Origin of the sequence: Flavisolibacter ginsenosidimutans, from assembly GCF_007970805.1 — a bacterium.
Classification (GTDB): Bacteria; Bacteroidota; Bacteroidia; order Chitinophagales; family Chitinophagaceae; genus Flavisolibacter; species Flavisolibacter ginsenosidimutans.
In genome coordinates, this window is sequence record NZ_CP042433.1 from 507660 (window position 1) to 523445 (window position 15786).

Here is a 15786-nt window from a genome sequence, read left to right on the forward strand (position 1 = left end):
AAAAAGCCCCTGCAAAAATGCAAGGGCTTTTCAATTTTTACTTTTTCATTTTGCATTAATAGCGGTACGCTTCCGGCTTAAACGGACCTTCTTTGCTAATGCCCAGGTACTCGGCTTGTGCGGTTGTCAACTCGTCCAGTTCAACACCAATCTTCGAAAGGTGCAAACGTGCAACTTTCTCATCAAGATGCTTCGGCAGAACGTACACTTTGTTCTCGTACGCATCGTTGTTTGTCCACAACTCAATCTGCGCCAGCGTTTGGTTAGAGAAAGAGTTCGACATCACAAACGAAGGGTGACCGGTAGCGCAACCAAGGTTCACCAGGCGGCCTTCGGCCAACAGGATGATGTCCTTGCCGTCAACGTTGTAAATGTCAACCTGCGGCTTCACGGTATCTTTTGTATGGCCGTAGTTGTTGTTCAACCAGGCAACGTCAATCTCAATATCAAAGTGACCGATGTTGCACACAATGGCTTTGTCCTTCATGCTGCGGAAATGCTTTTCAGTAATCAAGTCGCGGCAACCAGAAGCGGTAACAACAATGTCGGCTTCTTTTACGGCATCAGCCATCTTCTTTACTTCAAAACCGTCCATTGCAGCCTGCAAAGCGCAGATAGGATCGATCTCGGTAACAATCACGCGGCAACCGGCACCGGCCAACGAGGCGGCAGAACCTTTGCCCACGTCACCATAACCACCAACAACGGCAACCTTACCAGCCAGCATCACGTCAGTCGCACGACGGATGGCATCAACCAATGATTCTTTACAACCGTATTTGTTGTCAAACTTGCTCTTGGTAACAGAGTCGTTTACGTTGATCGCAGGCATGGGCAATGTGCCTTTCGCCATACGCTCATACAAACGGTGAACACCGGTCGTGGTTTCTTCCGAAATACCTTTTACGTGTTGCACCAACTCGGGGTATTTGTCAAGCACCATGTTGGTAAGGTCTCCACCATCATCCAATATCATGTTCAACGGGCGGTCAGCGCCACCAAAGAACAGAGTTTGCTCAATGCACCAATCGGCTTCTTCAATGCTTTGGCCTTTCCAGGCAAACACGCCAATGCCGGCAGCGGCGATGGCAGCAGCGGCCTGGTCTTGCGTAGAGAAAATGTTGCAGGAGCTCCATTTTACTTCGGCACCCAAAGCCACCAGCGTTTCAATCAACACGGCCGTTTGAATGGTCATGTGCAGGCAGCCGGCGATGCGGGCGCCTTTCAGCGGTTGGCTGGCGGCGTACTCCTGGCGGATGGCCATAAGGCCCGGCATTTCGGCTTCGGCCAAACGAATTTCTTTGCGGCCCCATTCGGCGAGGCTCATGTCCTTCACCTTGTACTTTAAGGAGAAGTCGATGTTTGTGTTTGTGAGCGTAGACATTTTGTAGAATTATGAATTTAGAGTTATGAGTTCTGAATATTGTTGATCGTTGGCCGTTGGTTGTTAATCGAAAAGCAGGCTGTCTTCTGTCATCAGCTATCCATCCTCTCTCTTCGGACAACCACCAACGAACAACGGCCAACAAAGGTAAGCGTGCAGGATATTTTCCTGAAAGGCTTTCAAACTTTGGGAAAATCTTCGCCAATCGTTCTATTTTGCCGAAAAATATTCTGTTTGCTTATGGCCAAAGCCCTCCTAAAAGAAGAAATGCCTGCGCTGGATAAAAAGGATTTGGAGATACTGAAGTTGTTGCAACAAAATGCCCGCATGACCATCAAGGAAATTTCGGAGAAAGTACACCTGAGCACAACGCCGGTGCACGAACGCATTAAGCGCATGGAAGAAAGCGGCGTGATCAAACAATACGTGACCTTGTTGAATGCAAGTAAGGTAGGGAAGGGGCTAATGGTGATTTGCTACGTATCGTTGCGGCAACACAGCAAGAATGCCGGAGAGAAATTCATCAAAGGAATTCTAGAGATGACTGAAGTGTTGGAATGTTTAACCATCTCCGGCGAGTTTGATTTCATGCTGAAAGTTGCCGTAGCCGACATGGACGAATACTACAACTTTCACGTAAACAAATTGAGCAATATCGAAAATGTGGGCAACGTGCAAAGCGTGTTTGTGATGGGCGTGGTGAAGATGACGCAGCAATTGGTGTAGGAGAGGAGACAGGAGTCAGAATTCAGGAGAGAATTAACTATACGAACGCTTTACAAAAAAGCGTCGCGCCTGAGGGATACGAACAGGCGTGACGCACGTTTCAAAGGGTATTTGTCTGCTTATGAAGTTTTGTTCTGTCCGTCAAAATCGCTGCCCGTAACGTTTCTGCGGGTCATAAGATTGGAACTGCCTCTTTCGCCAGCCGCCAGTCCTGCGCCGCCGGCCGTTTGGTCGTCCATGTCAGTAGTGCCGCCGCTGCGTACGGCCGAGGCGTCGTTTGGATTGTAGCTAACGCCTTGCGAAAGATCGGTGCCGCTTATTTCGTCTTCGTCGCGGAGGGTTCGATGACCGGTATGTTCACGACTAATATCCGATTTGCTTAAATCAGCCTCTCCGCTCACTTCACGAATGGTTTCATTCGTGGTTAAATCTCTTAATTGATCGTCGTCGCTGCTTCTGTGTTCCTCGCTTCTGTGCGAATGTTTATGCTCATCCATAAAACGGTTTTTAAAATTTTAAATCAAATGCTTTAGAGGCCGAAAGCAACGGAACAATAACTTATTGCCGTTGCATGCTTTGGCCAAAAGATTACGTGTAAAAACTGTGCCGTGCTTGCGTCTGACTTTGCAAAGTTTTCTTTTGTAAAGAAGAGCTCGTAGACATGCGCAATCGAAAATGTTTGCAAAGCTGGCAAATAGATTGAGGGTAAGAAGGAAACGGTGTTTATGAAAGACCGGCTTCACCTGTTTGTTATTTTCACCCTCCTCGAAATTTCTCTTTCGGCGCTGTATTATCTTTTGGTGCAACGGATTGATTCAACCTTGTTCATCGGTGCGGTGCTATATGCAGGTGCTATGACTGCCAATTATTTTTCTTACCGAACGGCAGTCTACCAGAAACGCCGCAAAGAAATGCTTGACGCCCTGCCCTGATTTCTCGGTAGGATTGGTAATTTTAGACACCAATTCTTTTTATGTATCAATACACATCTCCTTCGCATGCCATTGATGATTTGCGCAAACGCGGCTTTACCACCGATTTTAATCTTGACGAGAATTGCCTTGTTTGTGGCGAACAACAATTCAATGCGGATCAATTCGAAATTCACGAAGTTTATCGCTTTGAAGGGGCCAGCGATCCGGGTGACGAATCCGTTGTTTACGGCATTGAGAGCAACAACGGCGTGAAAGGCGTGCTGGTTGACGGTTATGGTTATTCCTCTTCGCCAAAGAACGCAGCAATCATTCAAAAATTGAAAATCCACGCCAACAATTAATTCATCGAAAAGAGTGAATGCTGCGCAAACGAACAGCAGGAGATGGTGGACGCTGTCACCGCTGTTTGGCAGCCTCGTTTTCATTTTTCTTTACACGATGGCCGCAGCTTTTTATCCGGGCGGCTCCCAGGCTGATGCACACGCAAAAGGTTTTAGCTGGATGCACAATTACTGGTGCAACCTGCTGAGCGGAAAAGCCTTGAACGGCGAGATTAATGCCGGTCGGCCTTTTGCTTATACCGCTATGGTTGTCGCGGCGCTTATGCTTTTGGGTTTTTTGACCGTTGCCGCAATGGGTTTTGACTTTTCAAAACGCAGTAAAATTATTGTTCTGGCCTGCGGTCTTTTGTCGCTTTTGCCACTTCCTTTTTTAAACTCTTCGTATCACGATGCGGTAGCAAATGCCTCACCTTTCTTTGGCTTGGTGGCGATGCTGTTTGTTTATGCCGGCTTGTATAAAAGCGGCTGGAAAAGCCTGTTCCTTTTCGGTTTGTTCAACCTTGTGCTTGTTGCATGGAACAACTATCTCTGGCACTTCACAACGCTTTACTGGCTTCCGCTTGTACAAAAAATTACGTTTGCGTCTTTCTTGCTTTGGATTTGTCTGGTAACGGTGAGGCTTTACCGGCATCCCAAAGGGCAGGCATAAGTTTCGTATCTTTTTCCGCATGAACGGCAAAGTACTCTTGACGGTTATTTTTTTCTGCACAATCAACACAGGCAAGGCACAACAGTTTGGCGGCTTCCCGCCTTCTACCAAATGGCGGCAAATTCAAACCGACACAGCCCGCATCATCTTTGACGGCGCAGTGGACAGCTTAGCGCAAAACGTTGCGGCCATCATTCACCGTGCCAACCGCATCAACCCAAACCCGCTTGGTGATAAAATACGCCGCATCAACATCGTTATGCACAAGAACACAACGCTGGCCAACGGCTACGTGGCGCTCGGCCCGTTCCGCAGCGAATATTATCTTATTCCCGGCTCCAATATTTTTGAATTCGGCAACACGCCCTGGTGGCAAACGCTGGCCGTGCACGAATACCGGCACGTTCACCAGTTCAGCAATTTCAACAAAGGCCCGAGCCGTGTAGCATCGGTTTTATTTGGACAGGAAGGGCAGGCTGCGTTTAATGCCCTCTCCATTCCCAATTGGTTTTTTGAAGGAGATGCCGTGGAAAGCGAAACGATTGAAACATCGCAGGGACGTGGCCGTGCACCCAGTTTTTTCAACGGCTTTAAAGCACTGTGGCACGAAGGCCGGAATTACCATTGGGCTAAGTTGCGCAACGGCTCGCTGAAAGATATGGTGCCCGATCATTATCCGCTTGGCTTCATGCTGGTGAATTACGGTTACCTGAAATACGGCCCCGACTTTTGGCGAAAAGTAACCGACGATGCCCTGAGCTTTCACGGTTTCTTTGGCTTTTTCAACGGAAACATAAAGCACATAACCGGTGAAAAGTTTCGCACGTTCCGGAACAACGCACTTGACTTTTACAAACACGAAGTGAGTACAAGAAGAGACGCGGTTACAAAAAAAGAAACCGTAACCGATTATCTTTTTGCGCAACAAATAAACGAGGACTCGTTAATTTACCTGAAACGCAGCTTTCGTTCTCTGCCGGCATTTTATGTGAAAGATAAAAACGGTGAACACCGCATTGGCCTGCGCGACATTTCGGCCGAAGACTGGTACAGCTATCGAGCCGGTACCATTGCTTATACGGCTTACAGCACATCGGCGCGGTGGTCGTTGATGAATTACAGCGACGTTGTTTTGCTGGACGTTGCAAGCGGTGAAGAAAAACGAATTACGTCGAAGGGTAAATATTTTACACCAGACATCAGTCCCGATGGCAACCGGATATTGGCGACGGCTTACACCGATTCACTCACCAGCGAATTGCGTTTACTCAACCGCGAAGGCGTTGTTGAAAAGAGAATCGCTGCTCCGGCAGGAGGTTTGTTTCTACATCCACGTTTCATCAACAACGATGAATTTGTCGTGGCGCTTCGGGGGGCGGCCAGCACCATGTCTTTGCAAAGAGGTTCGCTTGCAAACGGAAAATTTCAAACGGTTTTGGCTGCTGGTACGGCTACTGTTGGTTATCCTTTTGTGCAAGGGGCCAAACTCTATTTTGTTTCTTCGCAATCGGGCAACGATGATTTGTACGAACTTGATTTGAGCGAAAAACTTCCGGTGCAAAAAATACGGCAGTTGACTTTTGGACAAACCGGTGCGTACTTTCCGAACGTGCTTGGCGATACGGTGCTTTGGTCACAGTTTACAAGCAACGGTTACCGTTTGCAAAAAGCTTCGCTAAAAAATAGCAAAGCATCCATCATAAGCGGCAGTGATTTAAGCAAGCGGGCCATCCCGTTTAAACTTCCGTTGCTTAACACACCGAATGTTTTAACCAACGCCGACCGGACCTTTGAAACGTCGTCTTATAAAAATGGTACGGGCTTGTTTAACTTTCACAGTTGGCGGCCCGATTACACCGATCCGGAAATAACATACAGTCTTTACAGCGACAATATTTTAAACACCTTCAGCAACGAAATTTTTTACCGCTATAACATCAATGAAACTTCGCACGGAGTGGGTTTTAATTCGTATTACGGCGGGCTTTTTCCTGTGCTTAATGCAGGCGTCAGTTATACCTTTGACCGCACCGTTAAAACCACGTCGCTTACCTATACGCTCAACCAGTTTGAAGCCAGAGCCGGCTACAACATCCCGTTGAATTTCTCCCGCGGAAAGATGTACAAGCTTTTAAATTTCGGTTCCAATCTTTATTACAGCCAACTCATTCCAACCGGGGCTTACAAAAATATTTTGCCGGGCCGTACGGCCGTTTATGCGCAGCATTTCATCAGCTATTCGCAACAACTGCCCAAAGCCGTGCAACACATTTACCCACGGTTTGGTTACTCTCTTTCATTGCAACACCGGCAATTGATTAATGATGCGGGCTTTCAATCTTTAGGTGGCGTGAGCTTGTATTTGCCTTCCATCCGAAATCACGCAATTGTTTTGGCAGCGAATATTCAGGAAACCGATACGGCCAACATAACGTTCGCCAACCGCTTTGCCAATGCGCGTGGCTACAATGACTATTATTTTTCGCGCATGTGGCGCTTATCGGGCAATTATCATATGCCGTTGTTTTATCCCGATGCGGGCATACCCGGCATTGTTTATTTCCTTCGCGTCCGGTCGAACTTTTTTTACGATTATACCAAAGTGTATTCACGCAGCAAGCAAAGCACTGCCGAACAACGAAGCGTGGGCGGCGAATTGTATTTTGATACGAAGTTGTTTAATACTTTGTCAACGAGCATCGGCTTCCGTCTTTCGCATTTGCTGGACAATGATTTTTCGGGAAACAGGCCAAAAGGCAGCAACGTTTTTGAAGTCGTGGTACCGTTGAATTTAATACCGCAGTAATCTTGAACCACGATTTGGGTAGATTAAATAGATGAATAAGAAATAGAAACAGCTTTATAAATTAAGAGTCGTTCATCTCTGAACGACTCTTTTCTTTCTAATAACTCTCTTAATCTACCCAAATCACGGTTCAAGACAAATTCGCCAAACTTTCTTCCAGCGCTTTTATTTTCTCTTGAGCGTCGCGGCCTTTTTTCCGTTCGGCTTCCACTACTTCGGGCTTTGCGTTTTGCACAAAGCGTTCGTTGCTTAATTTTTTTTCTACCGATAGCAAAAATCCTTTTTGGTAGTCCAGCTCTTTCTGCAGGGTTTCTTTTTGCACTAACGTATCGAGTTGCTGTTCGGTTTCAACAAAAAATTTATTGCCGCCAATAACCGTTGCAACACTGTTTGGAACGGCTTCGTTCACGAAGAAGATTTCGTTTGTGTTTGCTTGTTTTTTCAGGATGTTTTCAATGGGGTCAAAATCATTCTTCTCAGCTTGCACGTGCAGTTTAATCGCGTCTTTCGGTTTTATGTTGTTCCTTGCCCGCACATCGCGAATGCCGGTGATGATCTGTTTTAAGAGGTCTCCCTGTTTTAAAACGCTTTCGTCCACGTTGTCCGCAGGTTCGATTTGCTTTATGCACAAATCATCAGTTTGCTGTTTTAACCGGTGGTAAATTTCTTCTGTGACAAAAGGCATGAAGGGATGAAGCAACTGCATCAACTGCTCAAAGAAAGAAACCGTTTTTTGATAAACGCTTGCTTCTATCGGTTGTTCGAAGCCGGGCTTTATCCATTCGAGATACCAACTGCAGAAGTCATCCCAAATAAGGGAATAAATTGTTTTCAGCGCCTCGCTCAACCGGAAACCTTTGTACAGCCCTTCTACTTCTGCTTTGACTTGATTCAACCGGTTTTCAAACCAGTTTACCGCAAAGTTTTCTGACTGCTCATTGCCGCTTGCCAGTTGATTGTCATCCTGAGCTTGTCGAAGGGTCCACATCTTCACCAACTTCAGGGCATTCCAAATTTTGTTGTTGAAATTTCTTCCTTGCTCGCAACTGCTGTCGTCAAATAGCAGGTCGTTGCCCGCCGGTGCGGAAATCAAAATGCCAAAGCGAACGGCATCGGCGCCAAATTTTTGAATGAGTTCCAAAAGGTCGGGCGAATTGCCCAACTGCTTGCTCATTTTGCGGCCTTGTTTGTCGCGAACCATGCCCGTGAAATACACGTGCTCAAACGGTTTTTCGTTCATGTATTCTTCGCCGGCCATGATCATGCGGGCCACCCAGAAAAAGATGATGTCTTGCCCCGTCACTAAAACCGAAGTAGGGTAGTAGTACCTGATGTCTTCGTTGTCCGGCTGCGTAATGCCGTTGAAGACTTCGATGGGCCAAAGCCAGGAAGAGAACCAGGTGTCCAACACGTCTTCATCTTGCGTTAACGAAGAGGGTTGTGTATTGAATGCTGCTTCAAATTGTTTGACTGCTTCTTCCTTTGTTTCAGCTACAACAAAGCGTCCGCTTTCATCGTACCAGGCCGGAATGCGCTGGCCCCACCAAAGCTGCCGCGAGATGCACCAGTCCTTCACGTTCTCCAGCCAATATTTATACGTCGCCAAAAAACGTTCTTCGGGATGAATTTTGACCTCACCACTCGCAACGGCATCAAGCGCTTTGCCGGCCATGTCACGCATTTTTACAAACCATTGCGTGGAGATGCGCGGCTCTACCACTGCGGCCGTTCGCTGCGAGAAACCAAGGCGGGTTTGGTACTCTTCTTCTTTTACCAACAGCCCTTCTTCGCGCAATTTTTCAATGGCCGCTTTTCTGGCTTCAAAGCGATCCATGCCCACAAACACTTCGGCAGCTTCACTCAACGTGCCATCGGGATTAAGTGTATCAATGGCGGGAAGATTATGCTTTAATCCCAAGTTGTAATCATTGATGTCGTGTGCGGGTGTGACTTTTAAAGCACCGGTTCCGAATGCGGGATCAACGTATTCGTCGAAAATGATTGGTACTTCGCGGTTGACGAGCGGCACAATCACTTTTGCGCCTTTCAAATGTTGATAGCGTTCGTCGTTCGGGTTTACGCAAACCGCCGTATCGCCCATAATGGTTTCGGGGCGTTGCGTGGCGATGACGATATAATTGACAGATGACGGATGACGGATGACTGTCGTTTTTGTGCTGTCATCTGTCATCTGTGATCCGTCATCTTTGATCAAGTATTTCACATAATAAAGCTTTCCCTGCACGTCTTTGTATTCCACTTCTTCGTCGCTTAAGGCCGTTTGTGCAGCCGGGTCCCAGTTGATCATTCTTGCACCGCGGTAAATCATGCCTTTGTTGAACAAGTCAACGAACACTTTGATCACCGCTTTATAATAATGATCGTCCATGGTAAACGTCATGCGATTCCAATCAACGCTGCAGCCCAGTTTCTTTATCTGGTGATAAATAATGCCGCCGTATTTTTCTTTCCACTCGAAGGCGTGCTTCAAAAATTCTTCCCGCGTAAGCTGGTGTTTAGAAATGCCTTTTTCTTTTTCGAGCATCTGCACAACCTTGGCTTCCGTAGCAATGGAAGCGTGATCGGAACCCGGAACCCAACAAGCGTTGAAACCGCTCATGCGGGCCTTGCGCACCAGAACGTCCTGCACGGTTTCGTTCAAGGTGTGTCCCATGTGCAAGACACCGGTTACATTGGGCGGCGGTATTACTACGGCATAAGGCGGACGGTCGTCTGGCGTACTGTTGAAATAGCCTTTGTCCATCCAATGCTGGTACCATTTTTCTTCGACGGTATCGGGCAAAAAATTTTTCGAAAGTGGAGTGCTCATGAAATAAAATTGGTGTGCAAATTTAGGCACACCAATTTTTATAGAAGGAAATGAAGAGAACTTAGGTAAATTTTTTATTGTCCATTTTATTTTCTACGTCTTTGCAGATGTAAGTTCCGCCCTCGCTTACGATGATGATGGCTTCGATCATTTCGGTACTCGGCGAATTTTTGGTAACGTAACCTTTCGCACCCAATTGCATAAGTGCCCGCACGTAAGCCGGCTGGTTGTTGATGGACGTACCGATGATTTTAACGGCGGGGCAGATTTGCGAGATTTCGCGGGTTGCGTCAAAGCCGTTTACCGGGCTCATGTTGATGTCCATCAGCATTACGTCGGGGCCAACCTTTACTGCACATTCAATGGCTTCGTCACCGGAGGAACATTCGGCAATAACATCAATGCGAACGTCTCTCTGCAAGACCATTCTCCAGGTCTGGCGCACCATTGCGTGATCGTCTACAATAACCAAACGAACGGGTTTGTTCATACGTACAGTTGATTTATACAGTTGCGCTCTTCTGCAGACGCAGGAGGAGGCCAAGGGTTTCGCTTGTGTGTTCGTTGGTTATTGCGAGCTAATTACAATAAAACATGCCGTGTCTAGCGCAGCAAACTTATTCAAACTCCAACTGGCTGTTGTTAATGTAATTTACCAGGGCGGCGGCGTTTTTCAGGTTCAGCTTTTTTAGTACGTTGTAGCGGTGTACCTCTACGGTTTTTACGGATATGTCGAGGCTCTCGGCAATTTCTTTCGACGAAAAACCTTTTTTAATGAATTGAATGATTTCAATCTCGCGTTGCGAAAGGGCATTCACACCGTTGGACTGGTCTTCGCCGTTGATAACTTGTTCCGAAAGGATGTTTTTTATTTCCTCGCAAATATACCGGCGGCCTTGTTGCACTTCGGTAATGGCCCGGAACATTTCCTCGCGGGAAGAATTTTTGGTTACGTAACCCATCGCGCCTTTCTGCATCATTTTGCGGGCATAAGTTGGCTGCGTGTGCAGCGAAACGCCCAGGATTTTTGAGGCGGGCGAATATTTGCGGATCAGTTGCGTCGCCTCAATGCCGTTCATTCCGGGCAAATTAATGTCCATGATCACCACGTCGGGCCGCATTTGCCGGGCCAGTTCCACGGCTTCCTCACCGCTTCCGCTTTCGGCCACTACTTTAAACCGTTCGTCGGTGTTTAAAATAAAACTCCACGTTTCGCGAACGAGCGTGTGGTCATCGGCAATGAGGATGGTAATTTTATCCATAGTGCTCTGTTGAATTTTACAAGGTTTTTTTTATAGGAAAATTGATTTTAACGGTGCTGCCATTTCCAGGCGTGCTTTCGATAGCAAAATGGCCGTTGATCAAATACACACGGTTGGTGATGTTTTTCAGGCCGGCGCCTTTCTTTACCAATTCAGGTAAAAAGCCTATGCCGTCGTCTTTCACTTGCAGGTATATATTATCGTTGTTGTGCCCGATGCTAACGGTAACAAAGTTAGCGCCTGCGTGTTTAACAACATTGTTAAGTGATTCCTGAAGAATGCGAAAAATAGTGAGCTTTTGGTTTTTGTCCAGCGTGTTTTCGATGGCTTCCTCAATATCAAGGGTAATGCGGACTTTTTTGGTGAAGTTCAGATTTTCCACGAGATCATTAATGGAGTCAACGATTCCGAGGTCGCCAAGAGTTGGATCCATTAACGAGCGGGAGAGCTGCCGGATTTCGTGAATGACGTTCCCGATGTTGACACAGGATTTTTTCAGCAGCTCTTCTGCTACCTCGTCATTGGCCGCTGCCAGCTCCAAATAAAGCTTGGTGGTGGTCAGCACCTGGTTAATGTTATCGTGCAGTTCGCGGCCAATCTCGCTGCGCTCCTGCTCCTGCGAATCAACCGTTGCCTGGTTAATACGCTTTTTCATTTCCAGTTCGTTTTGCAAAAGTTCCCGTTCCAGCCGTTTGCGTAGGGAAATGTTTTGTTCCGAACCGATCATGCGAACCGGCTGGCCGTTCTTGTCCTTCAGTAAAATACCGCGGCCAAGGATGTTGTTGTACTGACCGTCTTCCCTGCGAAAGCGGTATTCGATTTCGAAGGTTTGCATGTGCTCGCCTTCCATTACCGACTGCATAACCCGGCTCACCACTTCCACATCATCGGGATGTATTCTTTCCATCCACAACGCCACCGTTTTCACCAGGGAATTATCCTCCAAGCCGTACACTTTTTTAATGCCTTCTTTGGGACGGAAAACTTCGCCGGTTGTCATATCCCATTCCCACACCAAGTCGTTGGTAGCCTTTAATACAATGTTGTATCGTTCGTTACTCTTTAAGAGCTCGGCTTCGGCTTTTTTCAGCGCCGTAACGTCTTGTGTAGCGCCAATGACTTTGATCGCTTCGTTTTTTTCGTTGCGAAGTATGTAAGCCTTATCGCTTACAAAAACATAGCTGCCGTCGGCTTTTAAAAAGCGATAAGTCGCTTGCCAGATGCTTTCATTGGTATGACGAAGAGTGTGATAATAAGTTTCTATCGTGTCTTTTTGATCGTCCGGATGAATGTACTGGTGCCATTGATCAAAATGCTTGTTTTCGTCCACATGCCAGCCAAACATCTCGGTAAAACTGGGGCTTACGTAAGCCTCTCCGGTTTGCGCATCCCATTCCCACAAAGCTTGCGACGAGGCCTTGGTCGCATACTGAAAGCGTTCGTTCATTTTCCTGATTTCCGCCTTCGTCTGCATGGTTTGGGTCAGATCGGTATGCGTGCCGATCATGCGCAGCGGCTTGCCGTCCTCGTCCTTGCTAAGCAACTTGCCCCGCGCCATGATCCATTTGTAATCGCCATTTTTCAACTGAATGCGGTAAGTAGTTTCGTAATACGGATTGTCGGATTGCGCATGTTCTTCAACGGCTTTTTCAATGCGGCCCTTGTCTTCAGGGTGAATGCGGTTTTGCCATTCAGACAATTCATTTTTTAAGTCATCGCCCAAAAAGCCATAAAGTTTTTTATACGAACTCGAATAAATAACCTCGTTCGTTTGCATGTTCCAATCCCAGGCGGCCTGGTTGCTTGCCTCAAAGGCAAACTGCCATCGTTCTTCGGCTTCCTGCATCGCCCTTTCCGCGTTTTTGTGCTGAGTAATGTCCACCGATCGGATAAGGATTCCAACGATTTCACCGGATTTGTTCCGGGCGGGTGAAAAGCTGTTTTCGTAAATTTTTTCGCCTTCGTACCGGCTCAATGAATGGCTCTCCGTAATGCGGGACTTCCCGCTCAGCACATCTTTTATAATTGTGGGCAATGCCGGCCAGCGGGCAGGAGGAACAAGCTCGATCAAGGGCATTCCGGCATGAATATCTTTTTTCAGATATTGCCTTGCACGTTCCTTTGCGCAGTGGTTAAAACTAACAAGGTTTAACTCCTTGTCCACCAACACAACGGTATCGGGCAAATTGTCTAAAATAATGCGGGCCGACTCGTCACCGGCAGCTTTTTCTTTTGTTGCAATTTGAGTGAGCTGGTTTTTCATGTTGCATGTGGCTTTGCAAAAAGAATCAAAGTAGCCGTTTTCTGGCAGAGAGAAAAAATGTTTTATCAGAAAATTTATTGATGTCTAAGGGTTTTTACTTGCTGAGCGGTTGTTGGAAATCGAATTATCTTTAAACCGGAACGAAAAACTTGCTGCATGCAACTAAAATCAAAAGAATGGAAAGAAAGATAACATCGTGGTACAGCGATAGGGTAAACAAAGAAATGCCGGTGGCTGTGTACGGGCATTACGGCTTTGTGCTGTTACTTGTACCCACGGCCGCAGCCGACTTTCTGGAATACGAACGCTTTGGTTTGATTGACAGCATCCGGCCTTTTATTGACGAGGGAAAACTGAAAGTTTATTCGGTGAACAGCATCAACAACGACAGTTGGCTGAACAACCAGGCGCATCCCAAACACAAAACCTGGACGCACAATCAATTTAATTACTACATCTACGACGAAGTTATTCCGTTCATTAAAAACACATCGGGCCACGATACGCCCATCATTGTCAGCGGTGCTTCGTTTGGCGCTTTGCACAGCATGAATCTTTTTTTAAAGCGTCCCGATTTGCTCAACGGTGTAATGGCCATGAGCGGCGTGTACGACTTAACCGAATATACCAAGGGGCATTATGACGATGACGTTTACTTCAACAGCCCGCAACATTACCTGCCCAATCTTGCCGATCATTCTATTTTGGAACGGATGCGAAGGAGCCAGCACATTCACATCTTCAGCGGCAGCGGACCTTACGAAGATCCCAACGCAAGCCGAAGCTTTGCTTCGATTTTATACAGCAAAGGCATCAATTATGAGTTAGATATTTGGGGCAGCGAGTGGCCACACGACTGGAACACCTGGCGAACGGTTTATCCGCATTATTTGGCAACGCGATTTTGATTTAATGGACTCAGGAGCAAATTTTTAGAGAGAAATAAATTGCTGAAGCAGGGCAATGTACTTTTCCCGTTGAATCAATCTTGCGCCAAGCGTTTCTATGTGTTCCGTGTAAACCTGGCAGTCAATCAACTTCACGCCGTCGCGTTTTAGTTGCTGAACGTAATTGATGAAGGCAAACTTTGACCCGTTGCTTTCTTTGCTAAACATGCTTTCGCCAAAAAACACATCGCCGATGCGCAGACCATACATGCCGCCGACCAATTTGTTCCCTTTCCAGGCTTCTGCGCTGTGCGCATAACCTTTGCGAAAAAGCTGGGTATAAACTTCTTTCATTTTCGGCGTTATCCAGGTTCCACCCTGGCCGTCTCTGTCAATTGTTGCGCATTGATCAATGACTTCTTCAAAAGCTTTGTCGCTTTGAAAAACAAACTCGCTTTTGGCTATAAACTTTTTCATGCTGCGGCTTACATGGAGTTCACCAGGAAATAAAACAAAGCGTGGATCGGGACTCCACCAAAGCGGCAAACTGTCGTCGCTGTACCAGGGAAAAATTCCTTTTTTATACGCTTCAATCACACGGTCCGGCTTTACTTCGCCACCAATCAACACCAGGCCTTCCTCATCAGAAATGTCAACAGAAGGAAAGGCGAAACGGTTTTCGTCAAAGCAAATCTGCGGCATAAATAAAGAAAGAAAATTTTTAGACCGTCACTTCCACCGTTGCGTTAATGCCTCTTTCAAGAATGGCATCGCACATGGGCCGCAGGTCTTCGTATGCGCCGTTTTTTACGGCGTACTTGCCGGTGAAATGAATGATGTAAGCGCATTGTTCTGCCTGTTCGTAGGTATGGCCGCACACTTCTATTAGTGTTTCAATCACCCATTCAAACGTGTTTACATCATCGTTCCATACAATGAGTTGATAGGGTGAAGCAATCTTCACTTCCACGTCTTCCAGTTCCAAAACATCACTATCGGCAAATGGTTTCATGACAGGCCAAAGGTAGCCATCTCTTTCTAAAATTATGCGCGGTAAAGCGCATGAAAAGGAGCGTAGATCAAAACCTGTACGCGTCGCAATTAATTGTGCTTGTATGGCCGTTAGCGTGCGTTGCGCACTACAAACAATAGGTCAGCATTTCTTTTGCAATGGCCGAAATGCCGCTGATGCTGGAGGGCTTAACCAAATAAGCTTTTGCGCCATACGTCAAGCAATTTTGCCGGTAAAGTTCTGAGTCGGATGTGCTCCACACAAGCTTCGGGATGTTGGCAAAGCGTTCCTGTTGGGCCAATTGTTCAAGAATTTCGGCGCCGTTCAGTTCGGGGATGTTGTAGTCCAGAACAATAAGACCCGGTAATTTTTCATCGCTCATTTCGGACAAGCCGTTCATAAATTTTATTCCGGTAGAAAAGGAAACAAGTTGAACGGAGGCGTCTATTGCGTGCAGGGCTTCTTTCAAAAATTCCTGGTCGTCTAAATCATCTTCTGCAAGGAAAATGGTACGGGATTGCGAAGATGCGCTATGGTTGAAAATAGGTGGCAAGTAAGATAATTAAGCGGGCTAAAGTAAGTTCTTTTTAATGAATGTTTTCAAAAGGAACTCAGTCAAGAGAGCAAAAAAAAGACGGATGCAGGAAAACCCTTAAAGTTCGTTGACGAACTTCTTTTCTAAAACTTTTTC

At 46.7% G+C, this 15786-nt stretch carries 15 protein-coding genes; 6 read left to right on the forward strand and 9 right to left on the reverse strand.

The window, feature by feature from the left end; genetic code table 11:
* Positions 1-55: 55 nt before the first annotated feature.
* On the reverse strand, positions 56-1384 hold the full coding sequence (gene ahcY / locus FSB75_RS02000; RefSeq protein WP_146781971.1) for an adenosylhomocysteinase: 1329 nt from the start codon (positions 1382-1384) through the stop codon (positions 56-58).
* Between the two features lie 240 nt (positions 1385-1624).
* On the opposite strand from ahcY, the gene FSB75_RS02005 reads away from it, so the two are divergent.
* On the forward strand, positions 1625-2110 hold the full coding sequence (locus FSB75_RS02005) for an Lrp/AsnC family transcriptional regulator (protein ID WP_227990744.1): 486 nt from the start codon (positions 1625-1627) through the stop codon (positions 2108-2110).
* A 119-nt stretch (positions 2111-2229) separates the two neighbouring features.
* On the opposite strand, the gene FSB75_RS02010 is transcribed toward FSB75_RS02005, so the two are convergent.
* Positions 2230-2607, reverse strand: a complete 378-nt coding sequence (locus FSB75_RS02010) for a hypothetical protein (RefSeq protein ID WP_146781975.1) — start codon at positions 2605-2607, stop codon at positions 2230-2232.
* 228 nt (positions 2608-2835) lie between these two features.
* Here FSB75_RS02010 and FSB75_RS02015 point away from each other — a divergent pair, with 228 nt between their 5' ends.
* From FSB75_RS02015 to FSB75_RS02030, 4 genes are read left to right on the forward strand one after another with little or no spacing between them, the layout of a single operon-like run.
* The gene (locus tag FSB75_RS02015; protein WP_146781978.1) at positions 2836-3042 is read left to right on the forward strand and encodes a hypothetical protein; all 207 of its coding nucleotides are present in this window, start codon (positions 2836-2838) and stop codon (positions 3040-3042) included.
* Between the two features lie 41 nt (positions 3043-3083).
* Positions 3084-3386: a phosphoribosylpyrophosphate synthetase gene (locus FSB75_RS02020; RefSeq protein WP_146781981.1), complete on the forward strand. Its 303-nt coding sequence runs from the start codon at positions 3084-3086 to the stop codon at positions 3384-3386.
* 13 nt (positions 3387-3399) lie between these two features.
* Positions 3400-4035, forward strand: coding sequence for a hypothetical protein (locus FSB75_RS02025; RefSeq protein ID WP_146781984.1), 636 nt, complete (start codon positions 3400-3402; stop codon positions 4033-4035).
* A 19-nt stretch (positions 4036-4054) separates the two neighbouring features.
* Positions 4055-6841, forward strand: coding sequence for a TolB-like translocation protein (locus FSB75_RS02030; RefSeq protein ID WP_146781987.1), 2787 nt, complete (start codon positions 4055-4057; stop codon positions 6839-6841).
* 130 nt (positions 6842-6971) lie between these two features.
* Here FSB75_RS02030 and FSB75_RS02035 read toward each other — a convergent pair whose 3' ends face one another.
* The 4 genes from FSB75_RS02035 to FSB75_RS02050 all read right to left on the reverse strand — a co-directional run bounded on the left by FSB75_RS02035 (position 6972) and on the right by FSB75_RS02050 (position 13196).
* Positions 6972-9671: a valine--tRNA ligase gene (locus tag FSB75_RS02035; protein WP_146781990.1), complete on the reverse strand. Its 2700-nt coding sequence runs from the start codon at positions 9669-9671 to the stop codon at positions 6972-6974.
* Between the two features lie 61 nt (positions 9672-9732).
* Positions 9733-10161 carry a response regulator gene (locus FSB75_RS02040; protein WP_146781993.1) on the reverse strand — a complete coding sequence of 143 codons (429 nt, stop codon included), beginning with the start codon at positions 10159-10161 and terminating at the stop codon, positions 9733-9735.
* 127 nt (positions 10162-10288) lie between these two features.
* Entirely contained in the window at positions 10289-10933 is a 645-nt protein-coding gene (locus FSB75_RS02045; RefSeq protein WP_146781995.1) for a response regulator, read from the reverse strand.
* Between the two features lie 16 nt (positions 10934-10949).
* Entirely contained in the window at positions 10950-13196 is a 2247-nt protein-coding gene (locus tag FSB75_RS02050) for a PAS domain-containing sensor histidine kinase (protein WP_146781998.1), read from the reverse strand.
* Between the two features lie 176 nt (positions 13197-13372).
* Here FSB75_RS02050 and FSB75_RS02055 point away from each other — a divergent pair, with 176 nt between their 5' ends.
* Positions 13373-14104 (forward strand): esterase family protein, encoded by a 732-nt coding sequence (locus FSB75_RS02055; protein ID WP_146782001.1) that lies wholly within the window; start codon positions 13373-13375, stop codon positions 14102-14104.
* A 24-nt stretch (positions 14105-14128) separates the two neighbouring features.
* On the opposite strand, the gene aat is transcribed toward FSB75_RS02055, so the two are convergent.
* From aat to FSB75_RS02070, 3 genes are all read right to left on the reverse strand, one after another.
* Positions 14129-14785 carry a leucyl/phenylalanyl-tRNA--protein transferase gene (gene aat, locus FSB75_RS02060; RefSeq protein WP_146782004.1) on the reverse strand — a complete coding sequence of 219 codons (657 nt, stop codon included), beginning with the start codon at positions 14783-14785 and terminating at the stop codon, positions 14129-14131.
* 19 nt (positions 14786-14804) lie between these two features.
* A complete protein-coding gene (locus tag FSB75_RS02065; RefSeq protein ID WP_146782007.1) occupies positions 14805-15095 on the reverse strand; it encodes an ATP-dependent Clp protease adaptor ClpS in 291 nt (96 codons plus the stop codon).
* Between the two features lie 127 nt (positions 15096-15222).
* Positions 15223-15648 carry a response regulator gene (locus FSB75_RS02070; RefSeq protein WP_146782010.1) on the reverse strand — a complete coding sequence of 142 codons (426 nt, stop codon included), beginning with the start codon at positions 15646-15648 and terminating at the stop codon, positions 15223-15225.
* Between the last annotated feature and the right edge of the window lie 138 nt (positions 15649-15786).